The 23,208-nt window shown below is 66.5% G+C and carries 17 protein-coding genes; 8 read left to right on the top strand and 9 right to left on the bottom strand.

Translation table 11 applies throughout. The features are described from left to right. Nucleotides 1–57 precede the first annotated feature (57 nt). Nucleotides 58–441 carry a GxxExxY protein gene (locus tag H5T65_08440; GenBank protein ID MBC7259264.1) on the top strand — a complete coding sequence of 128 codons (384 nt, stop codon included), beginning with the start codon at nt 58–60 and terminating at the stop codon, nt 439–441. Between the two features lie 105 nt (nt 442–546). Here H5T65_08440 and mutS read toward each other — a convergent pair whose 3' ends face one another. The 7 genes from mutS to H5T65_08405 all read right to left on the bottom strand — a co-directional run bounded on the left by mutS (nt 547) and on the right by H5T65_08405 (nt 12,444). Next, the gene (gene mutS, locus H5T65_08435; GenBank protein ID MBC7259263.1) at nt 547–3,147 is read right to left on the bottom strand and encodes a DNA mismatch repair protein MutS; all 2,601 of its coding nucleotides are present in this window, start codon (nt 3,145–3,147) and stop codon (nt 547–549) included. Between the two features lie 173 nt (nt 3,148–3,320). Continuing rightward, nucleotides 3,321–5,045 (bottom strand): thiamine pyrophosphate-binding protein, encoded by a 1,725-nt coding sequence (locus H5T65_08430; protein MBC7259262.1) that lies wholly within the window; start codon nt 5,043–5,045, stop codon nt 3,321–3,323. Between the two features lie 59 nt (nt 5,046–5,104). Continuing rightward, nucleotides 5,105–6,418, bottom strand: coding sequence for a nickel-dependent lactate racemase (larA, locus tag H5T65_08425; GenBank protein ID MBC7259261.1), 1,314 nt, complete (start codon nt 6,416–6,418; stop codon nt 5,105–5,107). Between the two features lie 53 nt (nt 6,419–6,471). Further along, nucleotides 6,472–7,008 (bottom strand): methylated-DNA--[protein]-cysteine S-methyltransferase, encoded by a 537-nt coding sequence (locus H5T65_08420; protein MBC7259260.1) that lies wholly within the window; start codon nt 7,006–7,008, stop codon nt 6,472–6,474. Between the two features lie 101 nt (nt 7,009–7,109). Beyond that, nucleotides 7,110–10,706: a chromosome segregation protein SMC gene (gene smc, locus H5T65_08415; protein MBC7259259.1), complete on the bottom strand. Its 3,597-nt coding sequence runs from the start codon at nt 10,704–10,706 to the stop codon at nt 7,110–7,112. Nucleotides 10,707–10,953: 247 nt separating this feature from the next. Further along, nucleotides 10,954–11,766, bottom strand: a complete 813-nt coding sequence (locus tag H5T65_08410) for a M55 family metallopeptidase (protein ID MBC7259258.1) — start codon at nt 11,764–11,766, stop codon at nt 10,954–10,956. Nucleotides 11,767–12,093: 327 nt separating this feature from the next. Next, nucleotides 12,094–12,444: a hypothetical protein gene (locus H5T65_08405; GenBank protein ID MBC7259257.1), complete on the bottom strand. Its 351-nt coding sequence runs from the start codon at nt 12,442–12,444 to the stop codon at nt 12,094–12,096. A gap of 493 nt (nt 12,445–12,937) precedes the next feature. Between H5T65_08405 and H5T65_08400 the strand changes: the two genes are divergently transcribed. The 7 genes from H5T65_08400 to H5T65_08370 all read left to right on the top strand — a co-directional run bounded on the left by H5T65_08400 (nt 12,938) and on the right by H5T65_08370 (nt 20,244). Beyond that, complete coding sequence (locus tag H5T65_08400; protein ID MBC7259256.1) at nt 12,938–13,870, top strand: hypothetical protein; 933 nt, start codon at nt 12,938–12,940, stop codon at nt 13,868–13,870. After that, nucleotides 13,858–14,790 (top strand): 4Fe-4S dicluster domain-containing protein, encoded by a 933-nt coding sequence (locus H5T65_08395; GenBank protein ID MBC7259255.1) that lies wholly within the window; start codon nt 13,858–13,860, stop codon nt 14,788–14,790. The genes H5T65_08400 and H5T65_08395 overlap by 13 nt, the downstream gene beginning before the upstream one ends. 3 nt (nt 14,791–14,793) lie before the next feature. Further along, the gene (hybB, locus tag H5T65_08390) at nt 14,794–16,113 is read left to right on the top strand and encodes a Ni/Fe-hydrogenase cytochrome b subunit (GenBank protein ID MBC7259254.1); all 1,320 of its coding nucleotides are present in this window, start codon (nt 14,794–14,796) and stop codon (nt 16,111–16,113) included. 199 nt (nt 16,114–16,312) lie between these two features. Continuing rightward, nucleotides 16,313–17,716 carry an efflux RND transporter periplasmic adaptor subunit gene (locus tag H5T65_08385; protein MBC7259253.1) on the top strand — a complete coding sequence of 468 codons (1,404 nt, stop codon included), beginning with the start codon at nt 16,313–16,315 and terminating at the stop codon, nt 17,714–17,716. Between the two features lie 55 nt (nt 17,717–17,771). Continuing rightward, nucleotides 17,772–18,458 (top strand): ABC transporter ATP-binding protein, encoded by a 687-nt coding sequence (locus H5T65_08380; protein MBC7259252.1) that lies wholly within the window; start codon nt 17,772–17,774, stop codon nt 18,456–18,458. Next, nucleotides 18,455–19,699 (top strand): ABC transporter permease, encoded by a 1,245-nt coding sequence (locus H5T65_08375; GenBank protein ID MBC7259251.1) that lies wholly within the window; start codon nt 18,455–18,457, stop codon nt 19,697–19,699. The genes H5T65_08380 and H5T65_08375 overlap by 4 nt, the downstream gene beginning before the upstream one ends. A 104-nt stretch (nt 19,700–19,803) precedes the next feature. Further along, complete coding sequence (locus tag H5T65_08370) at nt 19,804–20,244, top strand: hypothetical protein (GenBank protein ID MBC7259250.1); 441 nt, start codon at nt 19,804–19,806, stop codon at nt 20,242–20,244. A gap of 80 nt (nt 20,245–20,324) precedes the next feature. Here the strand turns inward: H5T65_08370 and H5T65_08365 are convergent, their stop codons facing one another. Continuing rightward, complete coding sequence (locus H5T65_08365; GenBank protein MBC7259249.1) at nt 20,325–20,978, bottom strand: response regulator transcription factor; 654 nt, start codon at nt 20,976–20,978, stop codon at nt 20,325–20,327. Next, nucleotides 20,947–22,953, bottom strand: coding sequence for a GAF domain-containing sensor histidine kinase (locus tag H5T65_08360; protein ID MBC7259248.1), 2,007 nt, complete (start codon nt 22,951–22,953; stop codon nt 20,947–20,949). The genes H5T65_08365 and H5T65_08360 overlap by 32 nt, the downstream gene beginning before the upstream one ends. Nucleotides 22,954–23,208 lie beyond the last annotated feature (255 nt).

Genomic DNA, 23,208 nt, shown 5'->3' with positions numbered 1-23,208 from the left:
ACACAAAGGGGTTTTCCCTGTGCCTTTGTGCCTCTGTGTGAGAAAGCGCATGCCGCTATGAACGAAAATGAAATCGGCAAGATCATCGTGGACTCCGCGGTACGCCTGCACGTGGCGCTGGGACCTGGGTTGCTAGAGAGCGTATATGAAACGCTGCTCGCGCACGAGTTGCGCAAAGCAGGGCTGCGAGTCCAGCGCCAGGTCGGGGTTCCCATAGAGTACGACGGGATGACATTTGATGAGGGTTTCCGCGCCGATCTCGTGGTGGAAGACAAGGTGCTCGTTGAACTCAAGTCAGTTGAGACGGTTCACCCAGCCCACCAGAAGCAGGTGCTCACTTACCTGAAACTGACAGGCATGAAATTGGGCTACCTGCTCAACTTTGGCGCAGCCACAATGAAGGGCGGCATCTACCGGATCATCAATGGCACGATAGAATAGACAGCCTGTGAGAATCAATCCACACACAAAGACACGGAGACACAAAGGTTTTTCCCCGTGTCTTTGTGTCTTTGTGTGAGAATCCTGGACGGCTCCGGGGGCGAGTTACCCCTTCCCCACTCGCCGCTGGAACTCGTACAACTTGTTGATGGCCTCCAGCGGCGTCATGGCGCTGATGTCCAGGTCGCGCAACTCCTGCAGCACCGGGTCCGACTCCGTGAGAAAACTCAACTGCTTCGCCCGCGGCGCGCTGGGCTTGATCGCCGCCCCGTTCTGCCCCGACTCCAACTCGCGCAGCAACTCCTCGGCCCGATGAATCACCGACTTCGGCAACCCGGCCAGTTGCGCCACGTGGATGCCGTAACTGCGGTCGGCTCCGCCCGGGATGACCTTGCGCAAGAAGATGACCCGGTCGCCCTCCTCGGCCACCGCCATGCTGAAGTTCCGCACCCGCGGCAGCGTCCCCGCCAGGTCCGTCAACTCGTGGTAGTGCGTCGCGAACAGCGTCTTGGCGCGCAGGCGCGGATGATTATGGATGTGCTCCACCACCGCCCATGCGATGGAGATGCCATCGTAGGTGCTGGTGCCGCGCCCCACCTCGTCCAGAATGAGCAGGCTGGCCGACGTGGCATGGTGCAGGATGTTCGCCACCTCCACCATCTCCACCATAAACGTGGACTGGCCGGCGGCGATCTCGTCCTGCGCGCCGATGCGCGTGAAGATGCGGTCCACGATGCCGATGTGCGCGCGCTGGGCGGGGACAAAACTCCCCACCTGCGCCATCAGCACGATCAGCGCCACCTGCCGCAGAAACGTGCTCTTGCCCGCCATGTTGGGGCCGGTCAGGATGATGATTTCGCCTTCGCCGGGCACCAGCCGCACGTCGTTGGGCACGAACGGCTCGTCCTTCTGGGTGAGTTCCACGACGGGATGTCGTCCTTCGCGGATGTCAATGATGCCATCCTCGGCGACTTCGGGGCGCGTGTAGCGGTTGCGAACCGCCACCTCGGCCAGCGACGCCAGCACGTCCAACTCGGCCAGGGCGCGCCCGGTGTCCAGCATGCGCCCCCGCGCCGTCGCCAGCCGCTCGCACAGTTCCTTGTACAGGCGCGTCTCCAACTCCAGCCGCCGCTCCTGCGCGTTCAGGATGAGCGACTCGTACTCCTTCAACTCCGGCGTGATGAACCGCTCGCCGTTGACCAGCGTCTGCTTGCGCACGTAGTCGGGCGGCACGCGGTCCATGTTGGCCTTGCTGACCTCAATATAGTAGCCGAAGACCTTGTTGTAGCCCACCTTCAGCGACTTGATGCCGGTGCGCTGGCGCTCGCGCTGCTCCAGCCCCGCGACCCACTGCTTGGCGTCCCGCGAGGCCCTGGCGATGGCGTCCAACTCGTCCGAATAGCCCGGGCGAATCACCCCGCCGTTGGCCAGCGTGGCCGGCGCGTCCTCGGCGATGGCAACCTCAATGAGGTCGGCTTCGGCCTGGCATGGGTTGAGCCTGTCGCGCAGCGCCGCCAGCGGATGGCCGCCGGGCAACCCCGCCAGAATCGCATCTAGCGCGGCGGCCACGTCGGGCACGCGGCGCAGCGCCCGCGCCAGGCCCAACAAGTCGCGCGGCGTGGCGATCCCCTGCGCCAGGCGGTTGGTCAGCCGCTCCAAATCCCCCACCCCGCCCAGCAGTTCGCGAATCTTCATGCGCTGCGGCGTGGCGTTGTACAGCGCCTCCACCGCGTCCAGTCGCCGCTCAATGGCTGCCTTCTCCACCAGCGGCTGGAGCAGCCACTGCCGCAACATGCGCCCGCCCATGGACGTGCGCGTCAGGTCCAGCACGCCCAGCAGCGACCCTTTCACCGCGCCGGTGCGGAGCGTCGCCACCAGTTCCAGGTTGCGCCGCGTGGAGGCATCCAGCGTCATAAAGTGCGAGGTGCTGTAGGTCGTCAGCGAGTCCAGATGCGCCAGCGCCGCCTTCTGCGTCTCCTGCAGGTACTGGACGATGGCGCCCGCGGCGCGGATGGCCTGGGGGAGGCCCTCGCAGCCAAAGCCGGCCAGCGTGCCCACGCCGAAATGCTGGAGCAGCGCCTCCCGCGCCGTCTGCACGTCAAAGCGCCAGGCGTCCCATTCGGTGATGGGACACTCCACACCGCGAAGGGCTGCCCGCTCGGGCGCGTCGGGGCGGGCGGGGATGAGGCATTCGGCGGGTTGCAGGCGCGCCAGTTCTTGGAGCGCCTCCTGCATTGCGTCGTCGCCCGAGAACTGCGTCGTCGCAAACTCGCCTGTTGTGATGTCCACGTAGGCAAGGCCGGCCCGCCGGTCTTCCAGCGTCAGCGCCGCCAGGAAGTTGTTGCGCCGCTCGTCCAGCAGCGTCGGCTCTACCACGGTGCCGGGCGTTACCACCCGCACGACTTCGCGCGCCACCAGCCCCTTGCTCTCCTTGGGGTCGCTGACCTGCTCCACGATGGCGACCTTGTAGCCGGCCCCGATCAGTTTCGCCAGATAGCCATCCACCGCGTGGTACGGGACGCCCGCCAGGGGCACGCGCTGGTCTTTGCCCACGGGCCGCGAGGTCAGCACGATGTCGCAGACCTGGGCGACGGTCTTCGCGTCTTCGTCAAACGTCTCGTAGAAGTCGCCCAGGCGGAAGAAGACGATGGTATTCGGAAATCGTTTCTTGATGGCGAGATACTGTCGCCGAACGGGTGTGGACATGGCCGCTCCTGGCGCGCCGGGCGCGATCGGTGATAACCTATTCTAGCGGCGAGCGCCAAGCCCGTCAAAACGCGGCGCGCAAGCAGCCCAATTCATGTAAGACACGGATGTGAGGGTAGCACCTCACAGCGCCGAAACCCTCTCGCCCTGGGCGCCCGCTGCCCCTCCACGTCTCACCACGGGAGTTCGCAGCCCTCCATCCACACGGCGTCCAGGTTCTCCAGGTCGGGCGGCGTCAGGTTGGCCCACTTGTCCACGACTACATCCACCACGGCGGGCCTGCCCGATTTGACGGCGCGCTCCAGCGCCGGCGTGATCTGCGACGGCTCCTCCACCCGCTCGCCGTGGCAACCCATCGCCCGCGCCACCAAATCGTAGCGCACATCGTCAAAGTCCACGCCGATGTAGCGCGCGTCGTAGGCCGCCATCTGCGCGCCCTTGATCATCCCCCACTGCCCATCGTTGACGACGACCACGACGAACGGCAACTTCAGCCGCGCCGCCGTCTCCAACTCCTGGATGTTGAGGCCAAAGGCCCCGTCGCCGCAGATGGCATAGACCGGGCGGTCGGGCGCGGCCAGTTTCGCCCCGATGGCGAAGGGCAGCCCCGTGCCCAGTTGGCCCGAGTCGGCGGCCCATAGAAACGAGCGCGGCGCGTACACGCGGTTCAGGTAGTGCGCCCACACGTTGGTATTGCCGCCGTCCACCACCGTGATGGCGTCGCGCGGGAAGAAGGCCCGCACGTCGCGCATCAGGCGCAGCGGGTGGATGGGCTTCCGATCCGACGCGGCATCGGCGGCGAACTGCGACAGCCAGGCGTCCTGGGTGGCGCGATACTCGGCCATGTCGGGGCGTTCGGGGATGGGCTTCGTGAGGCGCTTGACCGCATCAATCAGCGCGCGCAGGGTCGCCTTGGCGTCGCCGATGAGGGCCAAATCCACCGGCCGATTCAGCCCCACCACCTGCGGCTCAATGTCAATCTGAATCAGTTTCTGCGCATCGGGCTCGCCCCAGTAGGGCGGTTGGCCCCAAAAGTCCACATCGCCCAACCGCCCGCCGACCAGCAGCACCACGTCGGCCATCGCCTGCGCCCCCAGCGCGCCGAACCCGCCAGGAATCAGGCACAGGGGATGATCCTCGGGGATGACGCCGCACGCGCCCTGGCTGGTGGTAACGGGCGCCGACAGATACTCGGCCAGTTCGCGCACCTCGTCCCACGCGCCAGAACGAAGCGCGCCGCCACCCGGATGAATCAGCGGGCGCTCGGCCTCCACCAACATCCGCGCCGCCTGCTCTATCAACTCGGCCTGCGCCACGGGCCCACGGTCGGCGCGGTAGCGGGTCGGCGGGGCGATGTCCAACGACTCCTCGTCGCCGGTCCCCACCATCACGTCCACGTGTAAATCCAGGTGCACCGGCCTGGGCCGCCCCGACACCGCCGCGCGGAAGGCCGCGTGCACCAGTTCGGGGATGCGTTTCCAGTGGGCCACCCGCGCGCTCCACTTGGTAATCGGCTGGAACAGGCCGATTTGATCCAGCGACTGCATGGAGCCGCGCTCCGGATACGACTTCCAGGTCTGGTTCTGGGCCGTGAGCACCACCATCGGGATGGAGTCGGCCCAAGCCGCGTACACCCCGGGCACCAGATCCGCAGCCCCAGGCCCCACCGTGCCCATGCACACGCCCGGCTCGCCCGTAACGCGGGCATAGGCGTCGGCCATGTGCGCGGCGGCCTGCTCGTGCCGCGTCATGATGAACTGCAGACCCGCGTCGCCCCCGAAGCGGCGTATGGCGTCCAGAATCGGGCACAACTGCCCGCCCGGGATGCCGAACACAAACCGCACGTTCTCCTGAATCAGGCATTTGACCAGGACATCAGCACCCATGATCGCGCCCATCTTTACATCCTTTGCCTCCTTTGCGAGAATCCATTGGTTGCGGCGCTGGCGTGCGCCGATCAGTCTAGCACCGGGAACGTGATGCCGCCGTGGGGGAAGGCGCGAACCGTGGCCCCCTTCGGAAGCCGACGGCGGGCGAGGGCAATGGCCGCCTCGGGCGTATCGGCGAACTCCACGAACGGGAGATTGCCGCGCACCTCGGCAGGGATGGTCGGCGCGTAGATGACCAGCGTGGCGTGGCGCATGGCCTGCAAGGCAAAGTACAGGAAGAAGCGATCCTCCTCGCCCATGCCGCGCATCTTCATCTTCGGGACAACCTTCAGCAGAAGCGGAGCCAGCACCCGCAGCGCGCCCCGTCCCAATGGCAACCTCCGACTGGCCAGCCCGAATACGCCCACCCCTTCGTCGGCCTTCACCAGCGTGATGAGGACACCGCCACGCCGCACGGCGCGAATCGTATTCGCGAGCGCCTTCACCCCCTGGCGCAAATCCTGATTCATGGGATTGGAATCGGTGATGACTACATCGGCGGGGGCAGGCACCGCCACGCCGTAAAGAGCCGCGCTCGTGCGGACACCTTCGCGGTGAGCGGCGATGAAATCCCCCGACACCACCCGCACCACCCGCTGGCGGCTGTCCAGCACGGCGTTGACGACGAACGCGGGTTGCTTGAGCATACGCCCGGCCTCCTCCAAGTCCAAACGCATGGGGTTGCGCTCAATGGGCTGCCCCACCATGTTGAAGGTGGCCGGCGTGCAATTCAACGCGTGGTTGCGGGCGATGGTCTCGCGGGCCGCAACTCCCGGCACGATGTTCTTGAACCCGCCGCCGAAACTGGCGATGATATGCGGCTCAATGCAGCCGACGGAAACTACCAGATCGGCCTCGGCGACGGTCTTGTGAATCCGCACCGGTGTTCCCCGCTGCGTAACGCCCAGGAACGCCTGTTTGGCGGGATCGTCGCCGTCCGGGTTTTCCCAACGCAAGCCGGCGAAGTTGTCCGGCCCGACCCGAGCAGCCAGTTCGGCCTCGGTCATGGGCCTGTGGACGCCCAGGGCCGGCACCAGCGTGATGTCGCCTCGGGCCACGCCCGCCGCTTGGAGTTCCGCAAGCGCCGCGCCCACCAGCACGGCGGCCGGCGTCGGCCGGCTGCCGTCGTCCACCACCAGCGCCACTTTCATCCCGGCGTGGGCCAGTTCTCGCAGGCGCGGCGAGCCGAACGGCTGCTGCAAACTCCGCCGCGTCTCTTCGGCGGCGTCGGGCGCTGGCGGAAGCGAGGCCGGTTCATGAATGCCAACCAAAGTCCAGTTTTCGGGCAGTTGAAGGGGCAAAATCTCCCTTCCCCAGGGCATTTCCAGGATCCGACCGTTCATCGCATGACTCCTTATGTAAACTCCTCGGGCCGGGTTAGGGGGCAAAGCCGGCGCTAGTACCAGACCTTATCCATCCGCACGCGCCCCCCGTCCTCAAAGGCAACACCCTCCATCTCCAACAACGCCCGCTTCATGGGCAGGCCGCCGCGGTAGCCGCCCAGGCTCCCGTCCGAGCGCACGGCGCGGTGGCAGGGGATGACGATAGGGAAAGGATTGCGGGCCAGGGCCGTGCCAACCGCCCGCTCCGCCCGTGGCGCTTGCAGATGCGCGGCGATGCGGGCGTAGGTGCTCACCCATCCGCGCGGAATACCAAACTCGGCCACCAGCACCTTTCGCTGGAACTCCGCGCACTGCTCCAGGAGCAGCAGGTCCAGGTCAAAGACGACCGGCTCGCCCGCCAAATACGCCTTTATGCGAGCGGCCAGTTCCGCAATGGGGGAATCGGATGCAGCCTTAACGACCGGCAATCCGCGGGGCAATTCGTTGGGCAGGTAGATGCGGATGACGCGAGGGCCATTCGGAGTGCCCAGCCACGCCAGGCCCAGCGCCCCGAAACGAGAGGGGATGCGCATGTACGCAGGCAATTCCATCGCCTACCTCCTGCGCCAAGTCTAGCGAACCCGACGGGAAACGTCAAACGCCGGTGCGGTGGAGTAGGCCGCGCGCCGCGCGTCAGAAGCCCGGCCGTCCGCTACACCTTCGCTTCCACCTGGTCCAGTCGCAGCGACAGCACGCGCGACACGCTGTCGGCGCCCATAGAGACCCCGTAGATGGTGCTGGCCGCCTCAATCGTCCCGCGGTTGTGGGTGATGACGATGAACTGCGTTTCGCGGGCCAGTTCCTCCAGCACGGCGCGGAACCGCCGCACGTTGGACTCGTCCAGCATGGCGTCCACCTCGTCCAGGATGCAGAACGGGGCGGGGCTGACCTTCAGGATGGCGAAGATGAGGGCCGCGGCGGTCAGGGCGCGCTCGCCTCCCGACAGAAGCGCCAGGCTCTGCGTGCGCTTGCCCGGCGGTCGCGCCACGATGTCCACCCCCGAAGCCATCGGGTTGTCGGGGTCGGTCAGCGTCAGCCGCGCTGTGCCCCCGCCGAAGAGTTGGGTGAAATAGACCGTGAACTGCTCGGCCACGGCCTCAAAGGTGCGGATGAACGCGTCGTTCATCATGCGGTCCAGTTCGGCGATGGCCGCCCGCAGCGATTTGTCGGCCTCCTGGAGATCCTCGGACTGCGCGGTCAGGAAGTTGTAGCGTTCCAGCGTCTCGGCGTATTCGGTGGGCGCGGTGGGGTTGATAGCGCCGAGCCTGCGAATCTGCCCGCGCACCTGCTGAATCTGCTCCTCCAGGCCTTCGGGCAGGGCCTCCACCTCGGGCAGCGAACTCACGATGGGGCGGAGCGGCAGCGGGGGCTGGGCGGGAAGCCCCTCGGCGATCTCCACATCAATCAGGCCGAGGTCGCTCTCCATCTGGCGCTTGAGGGCGGCCAATTCGTCGCGGCGGCGCTCCATCTCCAGCAGCGCCTGGTTGTGGGCCTGTTCGGCCTCGCGCAGGGTGGCGCGTTCCTTCTGGATGCGCGCCTCCGAATCCATCTGCGCGGCCTCCATCTCGCCCAGGCGCGCCTCGGCCGGGGCGATCTCCGCCGCGAGGGCTTCCAGTTGGGCCGCCAGCGCCTCGGCCCGCGCCCGCAGGTCGCGCTCGGCGGCTTCCAATTCGTCGCGCTCCGTCTGCAGCGCCTGCAACCTGTCGCGGCGGCTGTGCAGTTGCCCGTCCAGTTGCGCCAGCGACTGCTGGTGGCCGCGCACGATCGCCTTGTGGTTCTCCACATTCTGCTCGGCCAGCGACACGGCAGCCCTGGCCTCGGCCAGCGGCACGGCCAGCGAGTCGGGCATGGCGTCCAGCGAGGCTTGGAGTTCGGCCAGACGGCCCCGCGCATCGGTCTCGCGCTGGGCCAGCTGCGCCAGGTCGTCGCGGGCCTGGGCTTCCTTGTCCGCCAGGGCTTCCAGGTTCTGATCCAGTTGGTGAACAAGGGCCTGCCGCCATTCCACTTCCTGGGCCTTCTTGTCGGCCTGGCGCTGAAGCCCGGCCAGGGAAGCGCGCGCCTGCGTCTGCTTGGCGGCGAGGGCATCCATCTCGCGCTGGGCCTGCGCCAGTTGGTCGCGGGCGGTCTGCTCGGCCTGGGCCGCGGACTGCAGCGCCGATTGCAGCGCCTCGCGTCGCCGGCCCAGGTCGCGCAGGGCGGTCTCCAGTTCGGCCCGCTCGCGCTGCCGCGACAGGAGCCCCGGCGTCTTGCGGGTTTCGGCGCCGCCGGTGATCGCGCCCGTGGAGCGGACAAGTTCGCCGTCCAGCGTTACGATTTGGAACGCGCCGCGCATCTGGCGGTACAGGTCGCGCGCGGCCTTCATGCCCTCCACCACCACGGTGTGGCCCAGCAGCAAATCCAGCACAGGAGCCAACCGCGCCGGCGCCTGCACCAAGCGCGCTGCAACACCCAGCACGCCCGGCAATTCGGGCGGCTTCACAGGCGCAGGCGTGCGCAGCGTTTCCAGCGGCAGGAACGTGGCGCGCCCCGCCGACTCGCGGCGCAGGTACTGGATGGCCCGCTCGGCGTCGGCCCATGTCTCGGTAATGATGTCCTGGACGTGGGCGCCCAGGGCTGTCTCTATGGCCTTCTCCAACTCGGGCGGCGCCTGAATCTGGTCGGCCACCACGCCCAGCGCGCCACGCAGATGGCCCTCGCGCGCGGCAGCGAGCACGGCTCGCGTCCCAGCGTACAGCCCCGCGCCCTCGTCCTGCATGCGGCGGAGCATGTCCAGCCGCGCCTGTGCGGTTGCGGCCTCTTCCCGCACCCGTGCCATGTCCTGTTCGGCCTGGCGGGCCTGGGCCTGGGCGGCCTGGATGCGCTGCTGGGCCTGCGCCACGGCGTCGCGCACGCGGGCGGCTTCCTGCTCCAACTCGGCCAGCGCCTGCTGCAGCGCCTCCTGCTCGGCGCGCGCCGCCTTCAGTTCGCCCTGCTGCGCGGCCATGGCGGCCTCGTGGCCCTGTTTCTCGGCGAGTTGCTCCTTGCGCCGCTCGGCGAGTTGTGTCAGGCGGTTGCGGCGGTCGGCGGCCTGCGTCGCGATCTCAAACAGTTCGTTCTGCAGCGCGGTGATCTGCGACAGGATTTCCTGCCGCGCGCGCTGCTGGGACTCGTGCTCGGCCTCCACGCGGCGCAGGGCGGCAATGGCCTCCTCCCTTTCGGCCACAAGGGCCTGGAGATGCGACTCGGCGGCGCGGAGGCGTTCGGCCTGCGCGGCGCGGCTGGCTTCCAGCGGGGCCATCTCCTCTTGCGCCTCCGCGAGCAGCCTGCCCACCAGGCGCAGACGCTCCTGGCGCACGGCCCAATCCCGCTGGACGGCCTCGGCGCGCGTGTGCAAGTCGGCGCTGTCCCGATGCCACTGGGCCAGTTGCTGGCGAAGGGCGTTCTGATCCGCGCGGGCCGACGCCGCCTGCGCTTCCAGGCGTTCCAGCCGCGCCTGGGCCTGCTGGAGGGTCTGCCGCGCCTGATTCAGCGTTTCGCGGGCCTGTTGCAGCGCACGGCTCCCCTTCCGCCAGCGGTAGCCGTACCAGACGCGCAGCAAGTCCTCCAGTTCTCGGTTCAGCGCATGGTACACCTCGGCCTGCTGCGCCTGGCGGCGCAGAGTCTTCAGGCGCGGCTCAATCTCGGCCAGGATGTCCCGCACGCGCACCAGGTTCTGCTCGGTCGCCGCCAGTTTAGCGAGGGCCGCGTCGCGCTTGGACTGATAGAGCGTGATGTTGGCGGCTTCCTCAAAGAGCGTCCGCCGCTCCTCGGGGCGCAGCGAGAGGGCCGCGTCTATGTGCCCCTGCCCGATGACAATGGAGTTGCGCTTGGTCAGGCCGCTCTTGGCGAGAAGTTCCGTAACGTCCTTCAGGCGCACGCGGCTGCCGTTGATGGTGTACTCGTTCTCGCCCGAGCGATAGGCGCGGTGGGTAATTGTAACTTCGCTGAAATCCAGGGGAAGCCAGCCATCGGAGTTGTCCAGCGTCATGCTGACCTGGGCCATGCCGACGCGGGCGCGCTGGGAACTGCCGTGGAAGATCATGTCTTCGGTGCGCTTGGCGCGGAGGAGACGATAGGATTGCTCGCCCAGAACCCAACGGACGGCATCGGCGATGTTGCTCTTGCCGCTGCCGTTGGGGCCAACGATGGCGGTGATGCCATCGTTGAATACGAATTCAGTCTTGGATGCGAACGTCTTGTAGCCCTGAAGTTCCAGCCGCTTGAGACGCAATCTGCCCTCCGCACAGGTCAACGCGGGGTATCGGCGCTCCTGGGGCAAACGACGACGACGCAGAATCCTGCCAGGTACGTCGCGCAACGTGAGGAGGCACCTACCCGTCAGGCACAAGTATATGTGCGGAAGGGCCGATTGTCAACGCGCGCACGCCCCGCCGCGCGGTCGCGCACGAGGGCGCGCAGATTAGGCGCCTCACCGCACAAGCGGCGTACTCCGCGAGCCTCCCCTCCCCGCCCGCAATCTACACCGTGCCGGCCAGCGCCACCATCGCGCGGAACGTCCTGTACGCGGTCTCCATGTCCGGCGCTGTGAACTCCAGCGTCAGGCCGTCGGTTCGGCGGCTGCCGGGAATCAGCGCGGCCATGTCGGCCTGGGCCAGGCGCTGGAACACGGCCCGCACCTCCACGGGCGTCGCCACCACGAACGGCGCCACCCTCTTGCGCATGGCGCGCTCGGCAGCCTCTCGTATCTGCCGATGCGCCACATCGGGATGCAGGCAGCGCGCCGCCTTCCACCCCACGCCCTCCTTGACGATGACCGTCTCTATGTCGCCAAGCAGCGCGCGGGCTTCCTCGGTAACCGCACGGTCGCCGGTTACCAGCACCACCGGCACGCCGTAGGCTCCGGCCACGGCGGCGTTCAGCCCCGTCTCGCCGACGGCCTGCCCGTTCAGGCGCAACTCGGTAACGATGCTCCCCGCGTAGGTATGCGCCAGCACGCCCCCGCCCGTGCCCATGCGCGAATGGTAGCCCACGAAGAAGACCGCGTCCACATTCGGGCCGATGCCCTCCATCATGCTCAAGGGCTTGGGGCTTCCCGAGATGAGTTCGGCGGCAGGGTTCAACTCCTCCAGCAAGATGTTGGCCATCCCCCCGTGGCTGTCGTTGACCACTACGCGGGTGGCCCCGCCCGCGAGCGCCCCCTCAATGGCCGCATTGGCGTCGGCGGTCATCAACTTGCGGAAACGGTCGTACTCTTTGTGCGTGGCGGTAACGTGATCGGTTGTAACCACGCCGGAGATGCCTTCCATGTCCACCGAGATCAGAACGTTCATCGTGCATCACTCCGCAGGGTTTGGACTCGCAAGTCATCGGGAACCCGGGAACGTTCCCGCGCTCGCGGCAGAACAACGCTCTTATATCACCCGACGCGGGTACTGTCAATTGCCCAGGCAAAACAAAACCAAGGTGCGACGCACTTTCGGAAGTGCGTCGCACCTGTGCCCACGGCGCGACCAACAAACTTCGGAACCGACACACCAACCCAGGTCTTCGCCACACGATTTCCACCGAAAGAGACACTCGACCGGCAAAACAAAAGCAGCCCCGATGTCAGGGGCTGCTTTCGTACATTGCCCAAACCGCTATGGCCAAACAGGAGGTCAGGCGCGGGCTGCGGCAAGGCTCCTCTGGTACATCGGGCACGCCTCGCAGGCGGGAGACAGCCTGCCGGTGGCCAGTTGCTTCGCGAGCCAGCAGGGCAGATCGGGCCGCCGCACAGCCGGGCAGTCGGCCTTGTCCTCGGCGCTGCACCCCTTGACATCCCAGCACGCCTGGGGACCTGCAGCCTCGGCCATCGCGCGGGCCAGGGCCTCCTTCTTCTCGGCCTCCAGGGCGCGGGCTTCCTCGCGTTGCACGTAGGCGCTCACGCCCCACGACAGGAGCACCATCACCACGATGGGCACCCCCAACCGCAACACAAACAACCCGATTACCGCAAGTACCGTTTCCATCGCCGACCTCCTAAAATCTTTCACCGCCCCCGAGGGCGCACTACACGGCCTACAATCTTCTGTTCCGCCTATAGGATACCCGATGCAGCCGCGAAAGGCTATCGGGTCTTATGTCCATTCTCCAATGGGCAGAACTCCCCATGCCCCACGTCCGCAGTACCCGCGTGCGGGGAGGCCCAATGGGGGATTCTCCCGCCGCAAAATGGACGCAATTCCGTATGGAATTCCACCGCTCGCTGTGGTACGCTAGAAGTGGAAAAGAGGGACGCCGATCCCTCAAACCATATAGGAGGTGGAAGATGATGACCATAATGGACGATCTGGTGATTTTGGGAATGATGCTCGTGCGCTTGGGCGTTCCTATCCTGATGATGGCGTTGGCGGCGGTGCTGCTCAACCGCGTGGACCGCTCGCCGGCATAGTCGGGAGTCGCGCCGCAAGCCCTTGAGCGCGAAGGCCCACACTCACTATATCCTGTACAGGGAGGAATTGCATGAACGCTCGTTACCATCCGAACCGCAGCCGTGCCCTGCCCAATGGGCTCATCGTCGGCTGCATCCTTGCTCTGACCATGCTGTTGGCGCTGTCGCAGGCGGCGCTGGCCCAGGAACCCGCCCCGACATACAAGGGGCCCGACCAGTGCGCCGCATGCCACTCGGCCGAGGCGCGAGCCTGGCAGAACTCCACCCACGCCAAGGCCACATCGTCCGTCCCGCCGGACGCTGACCGCGCCTGCCTGCGGTGCCACACCACCGCCTTCAACGCATCCGACGGCACGTGCGCTTACAAAGACGTGGAGTGCGAAGCCTGCCACGGGCCCTATGTGGAGGGCCACCCGCGCAGCACGTTGATGAAACTTCCCACCGACTCCGCCGCGTGCCAGGAGTGCCACGCGAAGACCTACGACCAGTGGGAAACCACGCCCCATGCCCAGATGAACGTCCAGTGCATCGGGTGCCACAACGCCCATTCGCAGGCCCTGCGGCTGCCGGCAGAGCAACTCTGCACGTCGTGCCACCGCGCCAAACTGGAATCGTTCCCCCACACCGAGCACGACAGCCTGGCCATTGCGTGCACGGTCTGCCATGTCCCCGTCAAACGCTCGCGCGAGGCGGGGGTGAGCCTGGTGAGCACCAAAGGCGGTGACAACGCGCCCGACCACAGTTTCGCGCCGCCGGCCGAATCCTGCGTCGGCTGCCACGCCAAAGGCACCGTGCCCACCACGTCGGGCACTGCGGCCCAGGCCGATCCGGCCAAGGTCCTGGCCGACCAACTGGAGGCCGCGGAGCGCGCCAACGGCACCCTGCGCAACCTGGCCATTGTAACCTTGGGCGTGGGCCTGGGCATCGGCGGCGTGCTGGGCGTGGCCCTCATCCTGCTCATCGGCTACATCACGCAGAAGAGGGGCAAGCCATGGACAGTCTAGACAAAACCCGAATCTCCCGGCGAGACTTCCTGAGGAGCCTCGGCCTGGGCGCGGCTGCGGCTGCGGCGGCGTCCCTGCTGCCCGAGACCACCGCGCTGGCCGCCGAAGCGCCCGCGGGCCCCACCTGGGGCATGCTGATTGACCTCACCCGCTGCACGGGTTGCAACTCCTGCGCGCTGGCGTGCAAGGAAGCCAACGGCTTGCCGCAGATACCGGGGAGGTTGCCCGCTGCCCTGGAAGCCGACACCTACACCTTCGTGGAGGCGTTCCAGGTGGCCAATCTGCGCGGGGAGATCGTTACTCGTTATGTCAAGCGGCAGTGCATGCACTGCCTGGAGGCCGCGTGCGTGTCGGCCTGTCCTGCCGCCGCCATGCACAGCAGCGGCGAAGGCCCCGTCATCTACCGGGCCAGCCGCTGCCTGGGATGCCGCTACTGCGAGGTCGCCTGCCCGTTCGCCATCCCGCGCTTCAACTGGGACAACAGCATCACGCCCACCATCAACAAGTGCTGGATGTGCTACGAGCGGCTCAAGGAGGGCGAGGAGCCTGCCTGCGTGGCGGCCTGCCCCACGGGTGCCATCCGCTTCGGCAGGCGCGACGACCTGCTGGCCCAGGCCCATGCCCGCATCGCCTCGCACCCCGACCGCTACGTGGATCACGTCTTCGGAGAATCCGAGGTCGGCGGCACCTCGGTGCTCTACCTCTCCGACGTGCCCTTTGATCGGCTCGGCTTTCCGGCGAATCTGCCGTCGGTTGCGCCGCCCAAGCAGACCGAGAAGATTCTGTACAAACTCCCCTACGTGATCTTCGGCATGGCCGCGTTCATGACCGGCACGGCGCTCTACACCCATCGGAAGCCCGCGGTCGCCGTGCCCGTGGAAGCCGACGCCGCGACCGATGCCCTGGACAAGGAGGAGTAGCCCATGGGCGAGATCGTTGCCTATCCCGCGTTCTGGATCGTGGCCGCGTTGAGCATCGGCATTCCGGTGGCGTTCCTCATCGGCGCGCGGTTCCTGGCTCTGCGCCTGGCAGGGCGTTCCCAGGGCGCAGCCGCCGCCGAGCGCATCGTCATCACCGTGCCCCGCGTGCGCTCGCCCTGGAAGGCGTTGCGCGACCTGGCGCTCATCGGCGTCATGGCCACCGGCACCGCCATCATCCTGGTGCGGTTCATGTTCGGCCTCGGCGCGGTAACCAACCTCAGCGATCAATTCGCATTGGGGTTCTGGATTGGGTTTGACGTGATGAGCGGCGTGGCGCTGGCAGCGGGCGGGTTCGTCATGGCCGCCACGGTGCACATCTTCCGCATCCGCCGCTTTGAGCCGCTGGTGCGTCCGGCCATCCTCACGGCCTTCCTGGGCTACCTGCTGGTCATCGCCGCGCTCCTGGTGGACCTGGGCCGGCCCTACAACGTCTGGCGGCCTCTGGTGCACTGGCAGTACCACTCGGTGCTCTGGGAAGTGGGCATCTGCGTCGCCACCTACACCATCGTCCTGTTTGTGGAGTTCCTGCCCGTCATCCTGGAGCGCGTGAACCAGATAGAGGCCATTACCCGACGGTTGCCCACCGTGCCCCTCTACCGCTGGCTCAAGAAGGTGTCCATCGTGTTCGTCATCCTGGGCGTGGTGCTGTCCACGCTCCACCAGTCGTCGCTCGGCTCCCTGTGGGTCATCGTCCCGCAGAAACTCCACCCGCTATGGTACTCGCTGTACCTGCCGGTCTTCTTCTGGCTGTCGGCGGTAGCGGTCGGGTTCGCCATGACCATCGTGGAGTCCAACCTGAGTTCCCGCGCCTTCAAGCGAGGACTGGAGCAACACCTGCTGGCCGAACTGGGACAGATTGCTTCGGTCGTTCTGGCGGTGTACCTGGCGGCGCGGTTCGTGGACATCACGGCGCGCGGCGCGTGGCCCCGCGCCTTTGAGCCGACGCTGCAGGCCGCGACGTTCTGGGTGGAGATCGCGTTGGGCGTGATCGCCCCGATGATCCTGTTCGCCGTGCCATCGCTGCGCCGCAACCCGAAAGTGCTTTACGGCGCGGCGTGGCTTGTGGTTCTGTTCGGCGTGGCGCTCAACCGTCTCAACGTCTCGTGGCTCGGCCTGCTGTCCTACACGGGCAACATCTACAGCCCCTCGTGGATGGAACTGGTCGTAACCGTTACCCTCTTGGGGTTCGGCGTGCTGGCCTTCTACCTGGCGGCCAAGTACCTGCCCGTCTTCCCCGAAGAGGGCGCGCACGAGACGCACTAGGTTGCCACCTTCCCCTCCTGCGGGCGGACGGCCTCCACGAAAGGCTGTCCGCCCGTTTCGCGCGGATTTTACACTTTCACCACAAGCCTCTAATCTGCCTTTCATGTAGCCGCGCCTCATTCATGATACAATAGTACCAGTTCGCGCCGCGGTGTTGCCACGGGCAGCAACCCCGCGCCAGATTGAGATGGAGGGCGGCATGCAGAAGAGAACCATCTGGATCATCCTGGTCATTGTGCTGGCGGCTGCGGCCATCTTCGGGTTCAGCCGCTGGAACGCATCCCGCACGGCCAGCAGCGCCGCGCCGCAGACATCCTTGGTGCAACGCGGAGACCTGCAGGCCATCGTGGGCACTTCCGGCACGGTGCGCGCGGCCCAGTCCATGGACCTCACCTTCGGCGTCGCCGGCACGGTGGTGGAGATTCTTGTGGCCGAGGGCGACAAGGTTACGGCAGGGCAACCGCTGGCCCGCCTGGACACGACGACGCTGGAGACGCAGGTCGCCAGCGCCGAACTGTCGCTGCGCCTCGCCGAGAAGAACCTGGCAGACCTGAAGTCCCCGCCCACGAAGACGGAAATCGCCCAAGCCGAAGCAGCCCTCGCCAGCGCCAAGGCCGCCTACGAGGCCGCCAAGGCCAAGCCGGTGGAATGGCAGATCGCCCAGGCCGAGGCCGCCCTGGAGAAGGCCCGCAAGGCCCTCCAGGATGCCCAGGCGGCCTACGACGCCGTCTCTTGGCGCCCCAATATCGCCATGCTCCCTCAGGCTTCCCAACTCCAGCAGGCCACCGAAGCATACCAGACCGCGCTGGACAACTACCGCATTGCCATGGCCAGCGTGAGCGACGCGCCCATCAAGAGCGCCTACGCCCAGATGCTCCAGGCCCAGGACGCCTATGACAAGTTGATGGCGGGACCCACCGAGGAGGAACTCCTCAGCGCGGAGGCCCAGGTAACCCAGGCGAAACTGGCGCTGGACACCGCGCGCAAGAACCTGGACAGCGCCACGCTCAAAGCCCCCTTTGACGGCACCATCACCGCCGTCAACATCATCACGGGCCAGACGGTGGCAGCGAACACCGTCGCCATGTCCATTGCCGACCTGGATCATCTCCAGATTCAGGCCAACCTGCCCGAAGTGGACGCCGTGCAGGTCAAGGTAGGCCAGCGCGCAGAAATCACCCTGGACGCCATCTCCACGCAGACCATAAGCGGCCAGGTTTCCAAGATTGCTCTCATCGGCACCGTTACCCAGGGGGTGGTGAACTATCCGGTAACCATTGACCTTGCCCCCACCGACCTGCCGGTGAAGCCCGGGATGACCGCCAGCATCAACATCATCGTAGACGAGCGGAAGAACGTGCTCATGGTGCCCAACCGCGCCATCCGTTCCCTGGGCCGCAATCAGGGCTACTACGTGGAAGTCATGGTAGAGGGGCAGATCATCCAGTTGCCGGTTACCATCGGATTGAGCAACGGCACGATGACCGAAGTTACGGGGACGGGCCTGCGAGAAGGGGATACGGTAGTGGTGTCCACCACCACGACCACCAGCGGCCGTATCCCGGGCGTGGGCGGCATCGTCGGCCCCATGGGGCCTTTTTAGGTGATCGCATCATCGCGCCGCTTTTGGCGGCCCGACGGGAGAAAGCCCTATGGCGCTGATTGAGATTGAGAATGTTACCAAAGTGTACCGCATGGGCGAAGTCCAGGTGCACGCCCTGCGCGGCGTGTCCCTCGCGATAGAGCAAGGCGAGATGGTCGCCATCATGGGGCCATCCGGCTCCGGCAAGTCCACACTGATGAACATCCTGGGCTGCCTGGACAAGCCCACGTCGGGCGTGTACCGCCTGGAGGGTGTGGATGTGGGGAGCCTGGACGACGACGCCCTGGCGCGCATCCGCAATCAGAAGATCGGGTTCGTCTTCCAGACGTTCAACCTGCTGCGGCGCACGTCGGCCCTGGCCAACGTGGAACTGCCGATGATCTACTCGGGCAACGGCAATCGGCGGCAGCGCGCGCTGAACCTTCTGGCCTCGGTGGGGTTGAGCGAGCGCGCCCATCACCTGCCCACGCAACTATCGGGCGGCGAGCAGCAGCGCGTGGCCATCGCCCGCGCCCTGGTCAACAACCCATCCATCATCCTGGCCGACGAGCCGACGGGGAACCTGGACAGCAAGGCGGGCGCCGAAATCATGGCCATCTTCCACCGCCTGAACCGCGAGCAGGGCCAGACGGTGATCCTGGTTACCCACGACCCGCTCATCGCCGCCCAGGCCCAGCGCATCATCCGCCTGCGCGATGGCCTCATCGTGGATGGCGACGACACACAGGAGGAAACCGCATGAACGTGCAAGAAAGCCTTCGCACGGCCATCACCAGCCTGTCGGCCAACAAAATGCGGTCGTTCCTGACCATGCTGGGCATCATCATCGGCGTGGCCGCCGTCATCGCGATGCTCTCCATCGGGCGCGGCGCCCAGGCAGCCATCACTAACCAGATTACCAGCATGGGCACCAACCTGCTCTTCGTGCGTCCCGGCGCCGCCAGCCAGGGGGGCGTCCGCATGGCGCAGGGATCGGCGGCGACGCTGACCTACGAGGACGCGCTGGCCCTGGCCGACCCCTTGCGAGCCCCCTCGGTGGCCGCCGTCGCGCCCGAGGCGTCGGCCTTCGCCCAGGTGGTGTACCTGTCCAACAACATCAACACCCAGATCACGGGCGTTACGCCCGAGTACGAGCAGGTGCGCAACATGCCGGTTGAGACCGGATCCTTCATCACGGCGCAGCATGTCGCCGCGCGCAGCCCGGTTGCCGTCATCGGCGCCAACGTCGCCGCCGAACTGTTCAACGGCGAAGACCCCCTGGACAAAACCATTCGCATCAGCGGGCAGAACTTTCGCGTCATCGGCGTCCTGAAAGCCAAAGGCGGCACCGGCTTTGGCGTGGTGGACGACCGAATCCTGGTGCCTCTCACAACGCTGCAGAGCCGATTGGCGTCCAGCGGACGGTTCCGCGGCGGCAACACCATCCAGACCATCAACGTGCAGGTGGTCAGCGAGAAGGTAACCGATCAGGCGGTTGAGGAGATCAGCGCCATCCTGCGCGAGCGCCACAACATCCTCTATCAGGACGATTTCACCATCACGAGCCAGAAGGATACCATTGAGGCCGCGAACCAGATCACGGGCATCCTGACGGTGTTCCTGGGCGGCATCGCGGCCATCTCGCTGCTGGTGGGCGGCATCGGCATCATGAACATCATGCTGGTCTCCGTTACCGAACGCACCCGCGAGATCGGCATCCGCAAGGCCATCGGCGCTCGCAAGCGCGACATCCTGGCCCAGTTCCTGACCGAGGCCACCCTGCTGAGCGTGGCCGGCGGCCTGGGTGGCATCCTCGTCGGGTACGGCATCTCGCGGTTCATCACGGGCATCAACCTGGGCAACGCGCAGATCAGCGCCGTCGTGAGCCTGGACTCGGTGCTCCTGGCGACGCTTTTCTCGGTGGCGGTGGGGCTGTTCTTCGGGATTTTCCCGGCCCAGCGCGCCGCCGAATTGAACCCCATTGAGGCGTTGAGGTACGAGTAGCCGACAGCGAGCAATCAGCAATCAGCAACCAGCGATCAGCGGGTAGTGGGCAGCGATCAAGGCCGACTGCTGATTGCTGACCGCTGGAGCGCGAGGAGGAATGCATGAAAAAGAACGTCCTGTGGATCGTATTGGCTGTCGTCTTGATCGTGGGTGCGGGCGTGGGCGGCTACTTCTTCGGCGTGGAGCAGGGCAAGGCCCAGGCGGCCAACGTCCGCGAGCGGTTCATCGCCGAGCGGTTCGGCGCGACGGGGCAAGCCGCCCAGGGCACGCCCGGCGCCATCTTCCAGGGCGGGGCCGGTCGCACCGGCGCACTTGGGCGCGGCGCAACCGGCACCATCAAGGCCATCAACGGCAACACCCTCGTCGTGAGCACCGCCCAGCAGGAACTCAAGGTGCAGGTTACTGCCGACACCCGCATCACCTTGACCACCCAGGGTAGCCTCTCGGATCTCAGGGTGGGCGACCGCATCATCATCGGCGGCGAGACCCAGGGCGACACGATGACGGCCACGCAGATTCAGATCATCCCCGAGACGCCCTGACGGAAAGGCCGAGGAGCGGCGCTCCGAACGCGATGCCGCTCCTCCTGTTACCCCAAACACGCGCCCCGCGCTGCCGCCGACTACGGCTCAATCAGCCCCTTGCGGATGGCGTATTTCGTCAACTCAATGCGGTTGTGCAGGTTGAGTTTCTCCATGATGTTGGAGCGGTGGCGCTCCACCGTCTTGGTGCTGATGTGGAGTTCCAGGGCGATCTCCTGCGTCGTGTACCCTTCGGCGATGAGGGTGAGCACCTCGCGCTCACGCTCCGTCAGGCCGTCGTAGGTTTCCTGTTCACCCCCTTCGCGCACGCGCCGCATGTAGTCTTCCACCAGCGAGCGCGCCACCGTGGGATACAAATACACCCCACCGCTCTGCACCGCGCGGACGGCTTCGGCCAGGGCCATGGGCGCGGCCTTCTTGGGCACATAGCCCGACGCGCCCGCGCTCAATATCTCAAAGAAGTACTGCTCGTTGTCGTACATGCTCAGCACCAGGATGTTGCACTCCGGGTGCTTCTTCTTGATCTGGCGTGTCGCCTCAAACCCGTCCATGTCGGGCATCACGATGTCCATCACCACCACGTCGGGCTTCAGTTCATCGGCCAGGCGCACCGCCTCGCGTCCGTCGCCGGCCTCGCCCACGATCTGGAGTTCCGGGTCGGTCTCCAGCAACATGCGCACGCCCGCGCGGACAATGGCGTGATCATCCACCAACAGAATGCGTATCGGGCTCATGGCCCACCTCCTGCGCGAAGGGCACTTCCACCAGGATGCGCGTGCCGGCGCCTGGGCGCGAGTCAATGAGCATCGTCCCGCCCAGCCCCTCGGCGCGCTCCTTCATCCCGAGAAGCCCCCAAGCCGGCCGCGGCGACAGCGGATCCATCGCCGCCTCCGGATCAAACCCCGTGCCATCATCCTCAACCTCAAGCATCACCCGCCCGTACTCGCTCCTCAACGAGATGTGAACGCGCTTGGCATTGGCATGGCGGATGATGTTTTTGACCGATTCCTGCGCGATTCGGAACAGTTCCACCTCCAGATGAGGGGGAAGGCGCGTCTTTCCCAGCGCAAGGTTCAAATCCACCGGCGGCAGGCGGTCCCTGTTGGATTCCACCAGCCACCGCAGCGCCGCCACCAGCCCCAGGTCATCCAGCAGCGTCGGCCGCAAATCGGCGATGAGCCGGTCAATCTCGTCCATGGCCTGCAACCCGACGCGGAGCAAATCCTTGAGCCGCTGCTCGGCCAGGTGCGGATCCGACACGACGATGGTCTCCAACGCGCTCATGCCCGTAACCAGCGCGGTCAGCGCCTGGCCCATCTCATCGTGCAACTCCCGTGCGATGCGCCGCCGCTCCTCCTCTTGCGCGGCAACCACCCGCTCCAGCAACCGACGGAGCATCTGCTCGCGCCGCTGCACCTCGCGGTACAGCCAGGCCTTCTCCATTCCCACCGCCACCTGATTGGCCAGGGCCTGCGCCTGTTGAAGTTCGCGGTCTGTGAATCGCCCGGCCTCGCTCTGATTCGCAATGCTCATCACGCCGAGCACCCATCTCTCGGAGCGCAGCGGCACGCACAGCACGCTGGGAAGTTCGTCGCTCGGGGAAGCCACGCCGCGCCCAGAACGCACGACATCCTCGGCCATCTCCAGGGCCCGTGCGCAGGGTGTCTCAATGCCGGTACAGGCCTTGGTTTCCAACTTGCCGGTGGCCGGGCTTGTTACGAGGATACACCCGCACTCTGCGCCGTCAAACAGGTCCACAATCCGCGCGATCGCTTCCTTGGCCAGCGCGTCCATATCTAGGTGAGACGCCACCACGCGCGTGGTCTCCAGCAGGGCCGAAAGTTCCCTCGCCAGGCGCGACAACTGGACGGTGTGCTCTTCGGCCTCCCGTCGCCGCGCCTCTTCGGCGCGCAACGCCAGGGCCTGCGCGTCGCGCAGCGCCTGGCGTTCGGCCTGTTCAACCACCCCCAGCGCGCGGACGATGCCGTAGGCCTCCGCGGCAAGCGCCGCCGCCCGCAGGTACTGAACCGGAAGGCCCAGCACCCCGACGAACCACACCTCGTTGACCACCGAGGCAGGCCAGAGCACGCTGCGCGGGCCTGTAACGCCGTCCAGGATGGCAAACCAGATGGCCGCCCAGGCGGCAATGAGCATGTACTTCCCGAACGCGGCGCCCAGTTTGGGGACCATCTCCCGCCGCTGCAACCAGAACGCATAGGCCACCAGCGCACCCGCAGGCAACCCCAGCGTGTAGCGCGCCCACACGTCGGCGGCCCGCGTCCAGGTCCCCGTGTCCGCCAGGGCCAGGCGCATGACGACCGCCCCCACCAGCCACAGCCCCGCCAGCCCGGGCAGAACCCACCGCCGCTTGTCGTGCTGCGGCTCCACCTGTCGCCATACCACCAGCCCGTAGGCCATAAGCAACAGGCACGCGCCCACGAGCAGCGCGAGTTGCGGCACGCCTGTGCTCTCGGCCGCCGGCGCCCCGGGCGATAGCCGGTCAAGCGCCGCCACATCCAGCCACTTCTTCAGCGCGCGCAGGAACGCTGCCGCCGCCAACAGCGCCAGGGGCCGACGGTAGGGGTAATCCTGAGCGCGGCCCATCTGTAACACCACAGCCAGGCCCAGCGCAAAAAACGCCAACCCCGATACGAAATAGGCTAGACTCATGCTCGGAAGCCCTGATTCCGCCATCCGTTCCGCTCCCATGCCTCATCGCAGATCGTGCATCATCGCACAAATGCAGTATAGCGCGCTTTCGGTCCAAGCGCAACAGCCCCGCCAGCCCGCTCCCTTTCGGTTCGGGGGGCAACGCCAAGACCCCGAGGGCCTCCGAGGCCCGTTGTCTGCAGACACGTAGGGCGGCTTTCCACAGCCGCCGCCGAGGTGCGACGCACTTTCGGAAGTGCGTCGCACTTGCTTGAGGCTTCCCCTCGCCCTGCCTCGCGGGGAGAGGGTTAGGGT

The sequence above is a fragment of the Chloroflexota bacterium genome (assembly GCA_014360805.1).
In the GTDB taxonomy this organism is placed as follows: Bacteria; Chloroflexota; Anaerolineae; order DTLA01; family DTLA01; genus DTLA01.
This window is presented reverse-complemented; position numbering and strand designations above follow the sequence as displayed.